Genomic DNA, 16,751 nt, shown 5'->3' with positions numbered 1-16,751 from the left:
ATGCTACAATGCAGCGCGAAGAATGTTAACCCTCTGGAGCCATTTGTGACGTTGTTGCCCGTTGCTGCCGTAGTGCCTGAACTGCTTACCGCCCTTGATGCCTCGCCGCAGGTTCTGCTGACGGCGCCGACCGGTGCCGGGAAATCGACCTGGCTGCCGTTGCGACTTCTTGAGCATTGCGGTATCACGGGGCGGATTATTTTGCTGGAGCCGCGCCGCCTGGCAGCGCGCAATGTGGCGCAACGATTAGCGGAATTGCTGAACGAAAAGCCTGGTGAAACTGTGGGCTATCGCATGCGCGCACAAAGTTGCGTAGGGCCGCAGACCCGGCTGGAAGTGGTAACAGAGGGCGTCCTGACGCGGATGATCCAACGCGATCCTGAACTGACAGGCGTCGGGCTGGTGATCCTCGACGAATTTCACGAACGGAGTTTACAGGCTGATCTGGCGCTGGCGCTATTGCTGGATGTGCAGCAAGGGCTGCGGGACGATCTGAAACTGTTGATTATGTCCGCCACTCTGGATAACGGGCGTTTGCAGCAGATGTTGCCCGATGCGCCGACGATCGTTTCTGAAGGCCGCGCATTTCCCGTTGAGCGGCGGTATCAGCCGTTGGCGGCGCATTTGCGTTTTGATGAAGCGGTGGCGATAGCGACGGCGGAGCTATTGCGCCATGAAAGCGGGTCACTGCTGCTATTTTTACCGGGTGTGGGCGAAATCCTGCGTGTACAGGAGCAGCTGGCTACGCGTGTAGGCAGCGATGTTGTGCTGTGTCCACTGTACGGTGCGTTAACGCTTGCCGAGCAGCGTCAGGCGATTGTGCCCGCGCCACAAGGTAAACGCAAAGTGGTGCTGGCCACCAATATTGCTGAAACCAGCTTGACGATCGAAGGCATCCGACTGGTGGTGGACTGCGCCCAGGAACGCGTGGCACGCTATGACGTGCGTACCGGTCTGACGCGACTGATTACCCAGCGCATCAGCCAGGCTTCGATGACTCAGCGCGCGGGACGTGCGGGTCGTCTGGAGCCCGGTATTTGCCTGCATCTGCTTGCCAAAGAGCAGGCAGAAAGAGCGGCAGCGCAGGGGGAAGCGGAGATATTGCAGAGCGATCTGTCCGGGCTACTGATGGAGTTGCTGCAATGGGGATGTACCGAACCTGAGCAACTGAACTGGCTGGATACGCCGCCCGCCATCAACCTGCAGGCGGCAAAACGGCTGTTGCAGATGCTGGGCGCGCTTGAGGGCGACAGGTTCAGTGCCCGCGGGCAGAAAATGGCGGCATTGGGTAACGATCCTCGTTTAGCGGCGATGCTGGTCGGTGCCAAAAATAATACCGAAGTGGCTACGGCGGCAAAACTGGCCGCGATTCTGGAAGAGCCGCCGCGCGGTGGAAGTACCGATCTGACCGTGGCGTTTTCACGAAATCAGCCCGCCTGGCAGCAGCGCAGTCAACAGTTGCTGAAACGGCTTAACGTTAGCAGCGGGCAGCCCGACAGCACGCTGCTCCCCTCATTGCTGGCGCGGGCGTTTGCCGATCGGATAGCGCGTCGACGCGGGCAGGAAGGGCGCTATCAACTGGCGAATGGCATGGGCGCCATGCTGGATGCCGATGATGCCTCAGGACGCCATGAATGGCTGATAGCGCCACTTTTGTTGCAGGGCAGCGCTTCGCCAGACGCGCGTATCTTGCTGGCTCTGCCGCTGGATATCGAGTCGCTGATGCAGGCATGTCCTGAGCTGCTACAACAGTCCGACACCATCGAATGGGATGAAACCCAGGGAACGTTAAAGGCATTGCGTCGGTCGCGCATTGGTCAGCTCACGGTAAAAGTACAGCCATTGGCCAAACCCTCGGAAGAGGAGTTGCATCAGGCGATGTTGAATGGCATTCGCGATAAAGGGCTAAGTGTGCTCAACTGGACGCCGGAAGCTGAGCAGTTTCGACTGCGTCTGCAATGTGCGGCAAACTGGTTGCCAGAATACGACTGGCCCGCGGTAGATGAGGATTCTCTGCTGGCGTCGCTGGAGACCTGGCTGCTGCCGCACATGAGCGGTGTGCACTCGTTACGCGCATTAAAAGCACTCAATGTGGGACAGGCGTTGCGCGGTTTACTGGACTGGTCAATGTTGCAACGTCTGGATAGTGAGCTGCCTGCGCATTACACTGTGCCGACGGGAAGCCGGATTGCCATTCGCTATCATGAGGATAATCCTCCAGTATTGGCAGTTCGGATGCAGGAAATGTTTGGTGAAGCAAAAACCCCAACCATTGCCCAGGGGCGCGTGCCGCTGGTGCTGGAGCTGCTGTCTCCGGCCCAAAGACCGCTACAGGTGACGAGCGATCTGAGCGCGTTCTGGCAGGGATCGTACCGCGAGGTGCAAAAAGAGATGAAAGGGCGTTATCCCAAACATGTCTGGCCGGACGATCCGGCGAATACCGCGCCAACGCGGCGCACCAAAAAGTATTCGTAATGTAACTGTAGGCCGGATAAGGCGTTATGCCGCATCCGGCGAAAGAGCGGTAATAATTGAGAGATTTCTTCTTCTGTCACAGGACGGAAGAACAGAGAATCGGGCCCTTGCGCCTGAATGTTGCGGAGAAAAAGCATGGCGGGGAATGACCGCGAGCCAATTGGACGTAAAGGAAAACCCTCGCGTCCGGTGAAACAAAAGGTGAGCCGTCGTCAACTCAGAGATGATGAGTATGACGACGATTATGATGATGATGACTATGAGGATGAAGAACCGATGCCGCGTAAGGGTAAAGGCAAAGGGCGTAAGCCTCGTGGTAAGCGCGGCTGGTTCTGGCTGCTGGTAAAACTGTCGATTGTCTTTTTGGTACTGATCGCCATTTACGGCGTTTATCTGGACCAAAAAATTCGTAGCCGTATTGATGGCAAAGTCTGGCAGCTTCCTGCGGCAGTTTATGGCCGTATGGTTAACCTTGAGCCAGAAATGCCTATCGGCAAAAACGAGATGGTGAAGCTGCTGGAGGCCACGCAGTATCGTCAGGTGACGAAGATGACGCGTCCGGGCGAATTTACCGTGCAGGCGAAGAGCATCGAGATGATTCGTCGTCCGTTTGACTTCCCGGACAGTAAAGAAGGGCAGGTGCGTGCGCGTCTGACCTTTGACGGCGATCATCTGGACACTATCGAGAATATGGATAACAACCGCCAGTTCGGTTTCTTCCGTCTCGATCCGCGTCTGATCACCATGCTCTCTTCACCTAACGGTGAGCAGCGCCTGTTTGTTCCGCGTAGCGGCTTCCCGGATCTGCTGGTGGACACGCTGCTGGCGACCGAAGACCGTCACTTCTATGAGCATGACGGTATCAGCCTTTATTCCATTGGTCGTGCGGTGCTGGCGAACCTGACGGCGGGTCGTACGGTACAGGGGGCCAGTACGCTGACTCAGCAGCTGGTGAAAAACCTGTTCCTGTCCAGCGAACGTTCCTACTGGCGTAAGGCCAACGAAGCCTATATGGCGCTGATCATGGATGCGCGTTACAGCAAAGACCGCATTCTTGAGCTGTACATGAACGAAGTCTATCTCGGCCAAAGCGGCGATAACGAGATTCGCGGCTTCCCGCTGGCGAGCCTCTATTATTTCGGTCGTCCGGTAGAAGAGCTGAGCCTCGACCAGCAGGCGCTGCTGGTGGGGATGGTTAAAGGGGCGTCGATCTACAACCCGTGGCGTAACCCGAAACTGGCGCTGGAGCGTCGTAACCTGGTTCTGCGTTTGCTGCAACAGCAGCAGATTATCGACCAGGATCTGTATGACATGCTGAGTGCGCGTCCGTTAGGCGTACAGCCGCGTGGTGGGGTGATCTCCCCGCAGCCTGCCTTTATGCAGATGGTGCGTCAGGAGCTCCAGGCGAAGCTGGGCGATAAAGTTAAAGATCTCTCCGGCGTGAAGATTTTCACCACCTTTGATTCCGTGGCGCAGGATGCCGCAGAAAAAGCGGCGGTGGAAGGCATTCCGGTACTGAAGAAACAGCGTAAGCTGAGCGATCTGGAAACCGCGATTGTGGTCGTTGACCGCTTTAGTGGTGAAGTTCGCGCCATGGTCGGCGGAGCAGAACCGCAGTTTGCGGGCTATAACCGTGCGATGCAGGCGCGTCGTTCGATTGGTTCTCTGGCCAAGCCTGCGACCTATCTGACCGCGCTCAGCCAGCCGAAGTTGTACCGCCTGAATACCTGGATTGCCGACGCGCCGATTGCACTGCGTCAGCCGAACGGCCAGGTGTGGTCACCGCAGAACGATGACCGTCGCTATAGCGAAAGCGGTAAAGTGATGCTGGTGGATGCGTTAACGCGTTCAATGAACGTGCCAACGGTAAATCTGGGGATGGCGCTGGGCCTGCCTGCTGTAACCGATACCTGGTTGAAGCTGGGTGCGCCGAAAGATCAGCTTAACCCGGTTCCGGCCATGCTGCTGGGTGCGTTAAACCTGACGCCAATCGAAGTGGCGCAGGCGTTCCAGACTATCGCCAGCGGTGGGAACCGCGCGCCGCTGTCGGCGCTGCGTTCGGTGATTGCCGAAGATGGTACCGTGCTGTACCAGAGCTTCCCACAGGCCGAGCGTGCTGTTCCGGCGCAGGCGGCGTATATGACGCTGTGGACTATGCAGCAGGTGGTTCAGCGTGGTACGGGTCGCCAGCTTGGCGCGAAGTATCCGGGTCTGCATCTGGCAGGGAAAACCGGGACCACCAACAACAACGTGGATACCTGGTTTGCCGGGATCGACGGCAGCCAGGTGACCATCACCTGGGTGGGCCGCGATAACAACCAGCCAACCAAGCTGTACGGTGCCAGCGGCGCGATGTCGATTTATCAGCGTTATCTGGCCAACCAGACGCCAACACCGCTGGTGTTGACGCCGCCGGAGGATGTGGTGGATATGGGCGTAGACTACGACGGTAACTTCGTTTGTAGCGGCGGGATGCGCACGCTTCCTGTATGGACCACCGATCCGGATTCACTGTGTCAGCAAGGTGAGATGCTGCAGCAGTCGGGTAATCCGTTCGATCAATCTTCTCAGCAGCCGCAGCAACAGCAGCCTCAACAGCAGCAACCGCCGCAGCAAGAGAAGAAGGACGGCGATGGCGTAGCCGGTTGGATTAAAGAGATGTTTGGTAGTAATTAATTCAGTAATAAATTAGACCTAAACACCCGCTATTAGCGGGTGTTTTTATTTCTGGGTAAAATGATTTTTATTTTTTCATGATGTAATTGTATTGATTTAATTTTAATTAAGAACAAATTAAGTAAAATAAATGTTTGTAAAAGATATTGGAAATTAAATAGTTAACTTCTTTTATGGTGTGTGAAAAATCGCAGGCTATAGACAGTCTCTCCGGTGGTTTGATTTAATCCGCGAGTGAACACTATACAAGATTCATTATACGCGATTCATTGTATTGATTTGACGAATGGATTTCAGAAGATCATGTTTTTTTGCATATCTTTATTCTTTTCTCTCCGTGCTCACCCTCAATATTTCTCACCAGTAATTTATTATTGGTAATGGGACTTTGTCATTCAATCGTTCTGATTAAGGGATTCTAATGAATAAAAAGCTTCTTACTGTGCTGATGGCTGGAAGCCTGATTGCCGCTGTAAATACTTCTGCATTTGCAGAAGATACGGGTAAGGTAGAGTTTTCTGGCCGTATTGTTGCCGACACTTGCGTTATTGATGTCGATGGTGCAGGAGCAAATACCGTGGTGACTTTTGCTGATGCTTACCCGGAGAATTTTGGTTCTGATGGGGCAATTGGCCCGACAAAAGATTTCCAGATTTCCTTGGCTAAATGTGACCCTGCCATAGCAAGTTTAAACCTGAGGTTCAGTGGTGACACTACTGACGGCGAGAATTTACGCCTGAAGAACGACCTTAGTGATGCGAGTGCTGCAACAAATGTAGGTATTACCGTAACCAATAATAATGGTGGTAACACTGACGTTGTGTTTGATGACTCCGTTCCGGTATCAACCACTGATGTGGCGAATACTGGCGATGAAGCAACACCTTCTATTTTCAACTATACCGCGAAAGTGATTCAGATTGGTGATGAAAAACCGACTGCAGGTAAATATCACGCCTCCGCGAATTTTACCGTGTTCTATCGTTAAGTATGACAGGCAGCCCATCAGGGCTGCCTGACCAGGGAGTATTGCGGGTGAAATTATATGCGCGAATTTGTTTTGCCATTATTGGGCTTATTGCCATAAATGCACAGGCCAGCATTGTTCTGGGGGGAACTAGAATCATTTACCCGGAGAATAAAAAAGAAGTACAGATATCTATTAAGAATAAAGAAGATGCCAATAAATATCTGATACAAAGCTGGGTAACAAAGACAGATAACACAAAAGCGCCTTTTATTATCACTCCGCCGATTTATAAAATGGACGCTAATGGCCAGGCTCTGCTGCATATCGTCTTTATTGGCGATAAAGGATCTCTACCACAAGACCGTGAATCGATGTTTGTTGCCAACTTTAAATCTGTTTCGGCTATGCCTGATGAATTAAAAGATAAAAATACGCTGCAGTTTGCGATGAAAACACAGCTGAAACTTTTTTGGCGGCCAGTGAGTCTTAAAGAATCGGCCGCTGCCGGTGCGTGGGAAAAATTACGGTTTAGCCGTCAGGGTTCTCAATTAACCGCAAAGAATCCAACGCCATTTCATATTTCGTTATTAGAACTCTCTGTTGGTGGAAAGCGGGTAAAACCTCTCGCAGACAGTTCTGTACCTGAGTCATTGTCAATGACGATTCCTCCCTTTGGGGAACAAATATTTTCAATACCTGCAGCTGCAGTAGGTGATGTGTCATGGGCTGCAGTGAATGACTATGGTGCTGCAACGGTGAAAAAGCGCCAACAACTATAAACGCAATGACGCGTATGGGTAAAAATTAAAGGGACTTTATTATATGCAGCCTTATCCTTTGCGATCTTGCCGACTCTTTTTGCTCAACAGCATTACGCTGGCATTATGCTCATTTTTGCACCCAGCGAGTGCTGAAGATGAATTCAATTTGCATATTCTGGAACTCGGTACACCGTTAGAGAATACGTCAACACTGGAAACCTTTTTGCAAAATAATGGGTTACAGCCAGGGACTTATTTGACTGAAGTGATGTGGGATTATGATCGCATTGATAAGCGAAATATTACTTACGTACTATCACAGGATAAGACGCAATTACTCCCGCAGTTCAGCAAAGGGGATCTCAGAGAGCTGGGGGTGAAGGTCGATAGCCTTCCCGGCTTGAAATCATTGGCTGATACGGCTCCAGTTGGCGACATCGCCCAGTACATATCGGGAGCAAAGTTTGATTTTCAACTCGATAGCCAAACTCTTTTCATGCGGATCCCGCAAATTTATCGCGACCAGCAAGTCGCTGGCGCTATCCCTATTAAAGACTGGGATGATGGCATTCCTGCGGCATGGAGCAGCTATTACATTAGCGGCAACCGCCAGCAAGTAAATGGCGAGAACGATAACTCAAACTGGGCAAGCCTTAATTCCGGTCTAAATCTTGGCGCCTGGCGGCTTCGTAATTCAAGTACTTACAGCAATTCGGATGGCTGGGATGCGATCAGCACCACGCTGGAGCGGGATATTAAATTTCTGCAAAGCCAGCTTGAAATTGGCCAGACATATACCAACGGCGAACTGTTTGACAGCGTACAGATGACAGGGGTGAAGCTGGAAACCGATACCAGCATGTTACCCAATAGCTTACAAGGGTTTGCGCCTGTTGTGCGCGGAATTGCCAATAGCGATGCAAAAGTAACGATTAAGCAAAATGGCTACACGATATATCAGACTTATGTCTCCAGCGGCCCCTTTGAAATCAGAGATCTCAGTCAGGTAACAGCAGGGTCAGATTTACAAGTTACCGTTAAAGAGGCTGATGGAAGCGAGCATTCGTTTATTCAGGCAAGCGCTTCGGTACCCATCTTACAGCGTGAAGGTGCGCTGAAATATAGCCTTGCTGGTGGAAAATACCGCGATAGCGATAACGGCGAGGAACCTGGGTTTGGTCAGGCGACGGTAATCTACGGCATGCCTCATGGCATTACGCTGTATGGCGGAGCGCTCGACGCATCAATTTACCGTGCCGGTCTGGTCGGGGCGGGGGCCGATCTCGGTGAGCTTGGTTCTGTGTCTGTAGATGTTACTGCGGCCAGAACTCAGTTTGACGATGGGCGTGGTAATGCCAATGGTTTATCCTGGCGTGCACAATATTCCAAAGACTTTTCTGCAACAGATACCACGGTGACGCTGGCCAGTTACCGTTATTCCACTTCAGGTTTTTATACCTTCCAGGAAGCACTCGATCAGCGTGATAGAGGCGAAGATGATGGAATTTACAATTACCGTAAAACAAACAATCGTCGTAGCCGTTTACAGTTGAGTATGTCGCAATCATTGGGCTCTGTAGGGTCTGTGTATATCAATGGTTATCAACAAGATTACTGGGATATGAGTGGGCATGAGCGCAGTGCCAGTATGGGATTCAGCTCCAGTTGGCAGGACATCACCTGGTCTGTGAACTATAGCCTGACAAAAACACCAAACAGCGATAATGACCAGCAGGTTGCATTTTCCGTCAATATTCCCTTGTCACGTTGGCTGTCAAACAGTTGGGCGACCTATAACCTAAACAGCGCTAAAAATGGCAATACCGTGCATCAGGTTGGGATTGGCGGGACTGCGCTGGAAGATAACAACTTAAGTTATAACCTGCAGCAAAGCTATACCGATCACGATACTGGATATGGTGCGAGCATGTCGGGGCGTTATCGTGGCTCATACGGTGAAATTGGGGCGAACTATAGCTATGCCAAAGATAGCAAACAGTGGAACTACAGCGCGCAAGGATCCGTCGTCGCACATCCTTATGGTATTACGCTGGGGCAATCTGTCCAGGATGCTTTTGCTATTGTCCATATTGACGAGGGAGCAGATGTTAAAGTCCAGAATATGCAAGGTATTTATACTGACTACTGGGGAAATGCGGTCGTACCATATTTAACTAATTATCGTCGTAATACCGTCACGGTGAACAGCGGGGAACGCGACGATCTGGATATCGAAAAACCGGCCAAAGATGTCGTACCTACGAAAGGGGCAGTTGTCGCAGCTAATTTCTCTGCCCGCCAGGGTATTCGCGCCTTATTAACACTTCACCATGGATCGAGTTTTGTGCCTTTCGGCGCGGTACTGTCAATTGAGGGGGGCTCCTCAATAGTCGGAGATGGTGGCGAAGTTTATCTGACCGGTTTGAAAGGTAATGTACCGTTTAAAGTACAGTGGGGTAGTGCTCCAGAACAACGCTGCGAAGGAAATGCACAGATCCCCGAAGATATCGAGTCCTCTATTTACCAGGCTGCGGTTGAGTGTCGATAGTGTAAAGGGAAAACATAAAATGGACTGTGGGAATATGAATAATTATATGATTTTTAGATTGATTCTATGTTGCGGTCTATTGTTCGCACAGCAATCAGTTCAGGCATCCTGCAAAATTGAGAATGATGCGTCGCCGTCAACCTCTACGTTCAATATGCCGTCGTTTACGGTAAATGCGGACGCCGCTCCAGGTACGATCATTGCAACCCAGGAAGTGACTGGCGATCTTATTAAAGTCGTGGACTGTACAGATAATGGCGATATCTATACAGGCTATACCGTATTCACGAGTAGCGATGCCCGCACGGATAATCCCCTTAGCCGCGTTTATCAAACAAATGTTCCGGGAATAGGTTTTCGGGTCGCCTGGGTTAAAGATAACGCTTCCGCCCTAACAGAAGGATCGGTGGTTACCCCAATGCATCTAGGGACGTCAAAAACAACCCACTTAAGTGACTATAGTATTCAATCACGTGCGAGAGCTGAATTTGTCGTCACTGGCGTTGTGCAGTCAGGAGTTATTGACGTCAACATGCTCAATGCGGACTGGATTTATGATTCGCAGGTTATTGCTCAAATTCGCTTTGCGCCAATAGCGATTAACGTTACTGCTAACACCTGCAATTTAGTTGAAAAAAATATCACAGTGCCGCTTAAGAGAATCATGACTAGCGATATTGTGGACGGTTATTCCGATGTTGTATCTGATGATAGTTTCAAGATTCAGCTGGAACAGTGTGTCGCGGGTATCAAGCTTGATTATAAATTCACCACCGCCGGTTCAACTGGCGTGAGTGGCAATAGCGACATCCTGGAGATCGCCAGTGGTAATGACGCGGCCGAAGGGGTCGGATTACAAATTCTCGACAGCAACAATACTGTGCTGAAATTTGATCAAGATTACAACGCGGTAGCGCAAACAACCGATAGGCAGTCTGTCACTATCCCTTTGAAAGCGAGATATGTACAAACAGGCACTGTAAAAGCGGGAAAGGTTGACTCTGTTGCGACATTTAACGTTTTTTACCGCTAGCCAAAAATAGCCTGTGTATTTGCAGGCTTTTCTTTTCAACATTCCAGCCTAATTTATTAACCCTTTCTTTTCATCTGGTTATTTCTTAACCCCTCAGTTTTAGTAGGGGCGTGTACCGCTTGCGATCGCAACGGTGTTTCGAATATTATGCTCTCGTTATAATAATAATTCTCGTTTACGTTATCATTCACTTTCATCAGAGAAATACCAATGGCGCGTCTTAAAACTGCTCAGCCAAGTTCATCGCTGCGTAAAATCGCAGTAGTGGTAGCCACAGCGGTTAGCGGCATGTCTGTCTATGCACAGGCGGCGGTTGACCCGAAAGAAGAAACCATCACCGTAACTGCTGCACCTGCTCCGCAGGAAAGCGCATGGGGGCCTGCGGCAACCATCGCTGCACGACAGTCTGCTACGGCGACCAAAACCGACACTCCGATTCAAAAAGTTCCTCAGTCTATTTCAGTGGTCACCGCCGAAGAGATGGCGTTGCATCAACCAAAATCGGTCAAAGAGGCGCTCAGCTACACCCCGGGCGTTGCCGTGGGTACGCGTGGCGCGTCCAATACCTATGACTACCTGATTATTCGCGGATTTGCCGCAGACGGCCAAAGTCAGAATAACTATCTGAATGGCCTGAAGATGCAGGGCAACTTCTACAATGATGCGGTTATCGACCCTTATATGCTGGAGCGCGCCGAAGTGATGCGCGGTCCGGTTTCCGTTCTGTACGGAAAGAGCAACCCGGGTGGGTTGTTGAACATGGTCAGCAAGCGCCCGACAACGGAGCCGCTGAAAGAAGTTCAGTTCAAAATGGGCACTGACAGCCTGTTCCAGACCGGTTTTGACTTCAGCGATGCGCTGGATGACGATGGTGTGTACTCATACCGCCTGACCGGCCTGGCGCGTTCCGCGAATGCGCAGCAGCAGGGCGCAGAAGAACAGCGTTATGCTATCGCGCCATCTTTCACATGGCGTCCGGATGATAAGACGAATTTCACCTTCCTCTCCTACTTCCAGAACGAGCCGGAAACCGGTTATTACGGCTGGTTGCCGAAAGAGGGGACCGTGTCTAAGCTGCCAAATGGTTCACGTCTGCCGACCGATTTCAACGAAGGTGCGGACAACAATACCTACTCTCGTAACGAGAAGATGGTGGGCTACAGCTTCGACCACGAATTTAACGACACCTTTACCGTACGTCAGAACCTACGTTATGCCCAAAACAAAGTGTCGCAGAAAAGCGTGTACGGCTATGGCATGTGCTCCGATCCGCTGTATACCAAAGATCCGGCTAACAGCCCTTGCGCCAGCATCCCTCAGTCAGATTGGGATCACACGCTGACTCGTCAGTACGTTGACGATAATGAAAAATTGCAGAATTTCTCTGTTGATACCCAGTTGCAGAGCACATTCGCCACCGGTTCCCTGGATCACACATTGCTGACCGGCGTTGACTATATGCGTAACGATATCAACTCCTGGTTCGGTTGGGCTGGTTCGGTAGCGCCGTCTGATATCTATAATCTTGACCGTAGCGATTTTGACTTTGGCTCGCACCCTGGACCTGGCGCAGCTTATCGCGTTCTGAATAAACAGGAACAAACGGGCCTGTACGCTCAGGATCAGATGCAGTGGGATAAGGTACTGGTCACTCTGGGCGGTCGTTACGACTGGGCTAAGCAGGACTCTCTGAACCGAGTTTCTGGTGTGCTGGACTCCCGTGATGACCGACAGTTCACCTGGCGTGGCGGTGTTAACTATCTGTTCGATAACGGTGTAACCCCGTATTTCAGCTACAGCGAATCGTTTGAACCAAATTCTCAGGTTGGGGAAAGCGGTAATATCTTTGCGCCATCTAAAGGTAAGCAGTACGAAGCGGGCGTGAAGTACGTACCCAGCGATCGTCCGATCGTGTTGACCGGTGCCGTTTACCAGTTGACCAAAACCAACAACCTGATGGCCGACCCGAATGGATCGATCTGGTCAGTTGAAGGCGGCGAAATTCGCTCACGTGGTGTAGAAATTGAAGCGAAAGCGGCGCTGTCAGCCAGCGTTAACGTGGTTGGTTCTTATACCTATACCGATGCGGAATACACCACTGACACCAACTACAAAGGCAATACGCCTGCCCAGGTGCCAAAACATATGGCATCACTGTGGGGGGATTACACCCTCTATGATGGTGCGCTTTCCGGGCTGACGTTGGGTACGGGTGTTCGTTATACTAGTTCCAGTTATGGCGATCCGGCAAACTCCTTCAAAGTGGGAAGCTACACGCTGGTAGATGCGTTAGTGCGTTACGATCTGGCGCGTGTAGGTATGGCTGGCTCCAACGTGGCGCTGCATGTGAACAACCTGTTTGACCGTGAATACGTCGCCAGCTGCTTCAATACTTATGGCTGCTTCTGGGGCGCAGAACGTCAGGTCGTTGCAACTGCAACCTTCCGTTTCTAATTTCTCTTTGGGCACGCTTTGCGTGCCCGTTTTACAAGTTGGCTGCTATGCAGGAAAACAGATCCCATCCCGACACCACTTTTGCGTTGCGTAATGTCTCCTTTCGTGTGCCTGGCCGCACGCTTTTGCATCCTCTCTCATTAACTTTTCCTGTAGGGAAAGTGACTGGTCTTATCGGCCACAACGGTTCCGGTAAATCGACATTATTGAAAATGTTGGGACGTCATCAGCCGCCGTCAGAAGGTGAAATCCTGCTCGACGAACAGCCGCTGGAGAGCTGGAGTAGTAAAGCGTTTGCCCGCAAGGTCGCCTATCTGCCGCAACAGCTGCCGCAGGCAGAAGGGATGACCGTACGCGAACTGGTGGCGATTGGTCGTTATCCGTGGCACGGGGCGCTGGGGCGTTTTGGCGTTGCCGACAGAGAGAAAGTAGAAGAAGCAATTTCGCTGGTAGGTTTAAAGCCGCTGGCGCACCGCCTGGTCGATAGCCTGTCCGGTGGGGAACGCCAACGCGCGTGGATTGCCATGCTGGTGGCACAGGACAGCCGCTGTCTGCTGCTTGATGAACCGACTTCCGCGCTGGATATCGCCCATCAGGTTGACGTGCTGGCGCTGGTGCACCGCTTAAGCCAGCAGCGCGGGCTGACGGTGGTTGCGGTGCTGCATGATATCAATATGGCGGCCCGTTACTGCGATTACCTCGTTGCGCTGCGCTGTGGTGAGATGATTTCTCAAGGAACGCCTGCTGAACTGATGCGCAGTGAAACTCTGGAACAAATTTACGGTATCCCGATGGGCATTTTGCCGCATCCGGCAGGTGCCGCACCCGTGAGTTTTGTCTATTAATGATCGGATTACATCATATTACCCGTCGGCGGCTGCTTACGGCGATGGCGCTGTCGCCTCTGCTGTGGCGGATGAATACGGCGCACGCCGCGGCGGTTGATCCCCAGCGCATTGTAGCGCTGGAATGGCTGCCTGTAGAGCTGCTGCTGGCGCTGGGTATTACGCCGTATGGCATCGCAGATATCCCTAACTACAAGCTGTGGGTCAGTGAGCCTCCTCTGCCGGACTCGGTAATTGACGTCGGGCTACGTACGGAACCCAATCTCGAACTGCTGACCGAAATGAAGCCCTCGTTTCTGCTCTGGTCGGCAGGTTACGGTCCTTCTCCTGAAAAGCTGGCGCGGATTGCACCAGGCCGGGGATTTAACTTTAGCGATGGCAAAAAGCCGCTGGCCGTTGCGCGACAGTCGCTGCAGGAAATGGCGCAATTGTTCAATCTGCAAGCTTCTGCTGAACGCCATTTGACTGAGTACGATCATTTTATCGCCAGCCTGAAACCGCGCTTTATGCAACGCGGCGCGCGTCCCGTGCTCCTGACATCCCTGCTTGATTCGCGGCATATGCTGGTGTTTGGTTCAAACAGCCTGTTCCAGGACGTACTGGACGAATATGGGATCCCTAACGCCTGGCAGGGAGAAACAAACTTCTGGGGCAGCACTGCCGTGAGTATTGACCGTCTGGCTGCTTATAAGGATGTCGATGTGCTGTGCTTTGATCACGGCAATGATAAAGAGATGGCTGCGCTGATGTCTACGCCATTATGGCAGGCAATGCCGTTTGTCCGTGGCGGACGTTTTCAACGTGTGCCTGCCGTTTGGTTCTATGGCGCAACGCTATCGGCCATGCATTTTGCCCGTATTCTGGATAATGCGTTGGGAGGCAAAGCGTGAGCAGGAAACTTGAAATGCCGGATGGCGGTGCGAAAAACGCCTTATCCGACTTACGGTTTGGGCGCTTTGTAGGCCGGATAAGGCGAAGCCGCCATCCGGCGTTGCTGTTGTTGGTGCTGTTTGTTGCTGCCTGCTGGCTGACATGGGTTAACTTCTCCGTTGCACTACCGTGCAGTCAGTGGCAACAGGCTATCTGGTCACCGGATATCGACATCATTGAGCAGATGGTTTTTCACTATAGCCTGCTGCCGAGGCTGGCGATTTCGCTATTGGTCGGCGCTGGGCTGGGCCTGGTCGGCGTGTTGTTTCAGCAGGTGTTGCGTAACCCGCTGGCGGAGCCAACCACGCTGGGCGTTGCGACTGGTGCGCAGTTGGGCATTACGGTTACCACGCTGTGGGCTATTCCTGGTGCGCTGACCACGCAATTTGCGGCGCTGGCGGGAGCATGTGTCGTTGGGGCGCTGGTGTTTGGCGTTGCCTGGGGCAAGCGTCTTTCTCCGGTGACGTTAATCCTTGCCGGGCTGGTGGTCAGCCTGTACTGCGGGGCGATTAACCAGTTGATGGTTATCTTCCATCACGATCAGCTGCAAAGCATGTTTTTATGGAGCAGCGGCACGTTAACGCAAACCGACTGGAGCGGCGTACAGCGTCTGTGGCCGCAGCTGTTGGGCGGTGTGATGCTGACTCTGTTGTTATTACGCCCAATGACGCTGATGGGACTGGATGACGGCGTGGCGCGTAACCTCGGTCTGGCGCTGTCGCTGGCACGTCTGGCGGCGTTATCGCTGGCCATTGTCATCAGCGCCTTACTGGTTAACGCGGTTGGGATTATCGGCTTTATTGGCCTGTTTGCACCGCTGCTGGCGAAAATGCTCGGTGCGCGTCGTTTGCTGGCACGTCTGGTGCTTGCCCCGCTGATTGGTGCGTTGATCCTCTGGCTCTCCGACCAAATCATTTTGTGGCTGACCCGCGTATGGATGGAAGTCTCCACCGGTTCAGTGACCGCGTTGATTGGCGCACCGTTGCTACTGTGGTTGTTGCCGCGCTTGAGGAGTATGAGCGCCCCGGATATGAACGCCAGTAATCGCATCGCCGCTGAGCGTCAGAATGTGCTGATGTTTGCGCTGGCAGGTGGCGTTATCTTGCTGCTAACCCTCGTGGTGGCGCTGTCGTTTGGCCGCGACGCACATGGCTGGACATGGGCCAGCGGCGCGATGCTGGATGAGCTGATGCCCTGGCGCTGGCCTCGCATTCTGGCGGCCCTGATTGCCGGGGTGATGCTGGCGGTAGCGGGCTGTATTATTCAACGTCTGACGGGCAACCCGATGGCCAGCCCGGAAGTGCTGGGCATTAGCTCCGGTGCGGCATTTGGCGTGGTGCTCATGCTGTTTTTGGTCCCCGGAAATGCTTTTGGCTGGCTGCTGCCTGCCGGAAGCCTCGGGGCCGCGGCTACTCTGCTTATCATTATGATTGCCGCCGGGCGCGGTGGTTTTTCACCGCACCGTATGCTGTTGGCCGGTATGGCGCTCAGTACGGCCTTTACTATGCTGCTGATGATGCTGCAGGCCAGCGGCGATCCGCGCATGGCGGGCGTGTTGACCTGGATTTCCGGTTCAACCTATAACGCGAGCGGAGAGCAGGTACTGCGTACCGGGATTGTGATGGTGATTCTGCTGGCGATGACGCCGCTGTGCCGCCGTTGGCTAACAATTTTACCGCTAGGCGGCGATACGGCGCGGGCTGTCGGTATGGCTATCACGCCATCACGCGTGGGGTTACTGCTGCTGGCGGCAGGGCTGACGGCGACAGCCACCATGACTATTGGACCGTTGAGCTTTGTCGGGCTGATGGCTCCGCATATTGCCCGTATGATGGGTTTTCGTCGGGCGATGCCGCATATGCTGATTTCGGCGCTGGCGGGTGGCGTGTTGCTGGTCTTTGCTGACTGGTGCGGCAGGATGGTGCTGTTTCCGTATCAGATCCCGGCGGGATTATTGTCGACGTTTATTGGTGCGCCGTACTTTATCTATCTGCTGAGAAAGCAGAGCCGCTGAGGCTGACCCCTTTCATGTAGGCCGGATAAGACGCTTTGCGTCGAC

The 16,751-nt window shown here is 52.8% G+C and carries 10 protein-coding genes; all 10 read left to right on the top strand.

The window, feature by feature from the left end:
* Positions 1-45: 45 nt before the first annotated feature.
* The 10 genes from hrpB to fhuB all read left to right on the top strand — a co-directional run bounded on the left by hrpB (position 46) and on the right by fhuB (position 16,706).
* Entirely contained in the window at positions 46-2,475 is a 2,430-nt protein-coding gene (gene hrpB, locus GHC22_RS18970; protein WP_194841950.1) for an ATP-dependent helicase HrpB, read from the top strand.
* Positions 2,476-2,610: 135 nt separating this feature from the next.
* Positions 2,611-5,151, top strand: a complete 2,541-nt coding sequence (gene mrcB, locus GHC22_RS18965; protein ID WP_008786249.1) for a bifunctional glycosyl transferase/transpeptidase — start codon at positions 2,611-2,613, stop codon at positions 5,149-5,151.
* Positions 5,152-5,572: 421 nt separating this feature from the next.
* The gene (locus GHC22_RS18960; RefSeq protein WP_153753719.1) at positions 5,573-6,139 is read left to right on the top strand and encodes a fimbrial protein; all 567 of its coding nucleotides are present in this window, start codon (positions 5,573-5,575) and stop codon (positions 6,137-6,139) included.
* A 47-nt stretch (positions 6,140-6,186) separates the two neighbouring features.
* The gene (locus GHC22_RS18955; RefSeq protein ID WP_153753718.1) at positions 6,187-6,900 is read left to right on the top strand and encodes a molecular chaperone; all 714 of its coding nucleotides are present in this window, start codon (positions 6,187-6,189) and stop codon (positions 6,898-6,900) included.
* A 43-nt stretch (positions 6,901-6,943) separates the two neighbouring features.
* Positions 6,944-9,430, top strand: coding sequence for a fimbria/pilus outer membrane usher protein (locus tag GHC22_RS18950; RefSeq protein WP_153753717.1), 2,487 nt, complete (start codon positions 6,944-6,946; stop codon positions 9,428-9,430).
* Between the two features lie 34 nt (positions 9,431-9,464).
* Positions 9,465-10,463 (top strand): fimbrial protein, encoded by a 999-nt coding sequence (locus tag GHC22_RS18945; RefSeq protein ID WP_228553203.1) that lies wholly within the window; start codon positions 9,465-9,467, stop codon positions 10,461-10,463.
* Positions 10,464-10,673: 210 nt separating this feature from the next.
* Positions 10,674-12,917, top strand: coding sequence for a ferrichrome porin FhuA (gene fhuA, locus GHC22_RS18940; protein ID WP_153753716.1), 2,244 nt, complete (start codon positions 10,674-10,676; stop codon positions 12,915-12,917).
* A gap of 47 nt (positions 12,918-12,964) precedes the next feature.
* Complete coding sequence (gene fhuC, locus GHC22_RS18935; protein ID WP_153753715.1) at positions 12,965-13,762, top strand: Fe3+-hydroxamate ABC transporter ATP-binding protein FhuC; 798 nt, start codon at positions 12,965-12,967, stop codon at positions 13,760-13,762.
* Complete coding sequence (fhuD, locus tag GHC22_RS18930) at positions 13,762-14,652, top strand: Fe(3+)-hydroxamate ABC transporter substrate-binding protein FhuD (protein WP_008786256.1); 891 nt, start codon at positions 13,762-13,764, stop codon at positions 14,650-14,652. Before fhuC ends, fhuD begins: the two co-directional genes overlap by 1 nt.
* Before the next feature lie 14 nt (positions 14,653-14,666).
* Entirely contained in the window at positions 14,667-16,706 is a 2,040-nt protein-coding gene (gene fhuB / locus GHC22_RS18925; protein ID WP_153754000.1) for a Fe(3+)-hydroxamate ABC transporter permease FhuB, read from the top strand.
* The last annotated feature ends 45 nt before the right edge of the window (positions 16,707-16,751 follow it).

Origin of the sequence: Citrobacter sp. H12-3-2, from assembly GCF_009649895.1 — a bacterium.
Taxonomy (GTDB): domain Bacteria; phylum Pseudomonadota; class Gammaproteobacteria; order Enterobacterales; family Enterobacteriaceae; genus Citrobacter; species Citrobacter portucalensis.
This window is presented reverse-complemented; position numbering and strand designations above follow the sequence as displayed.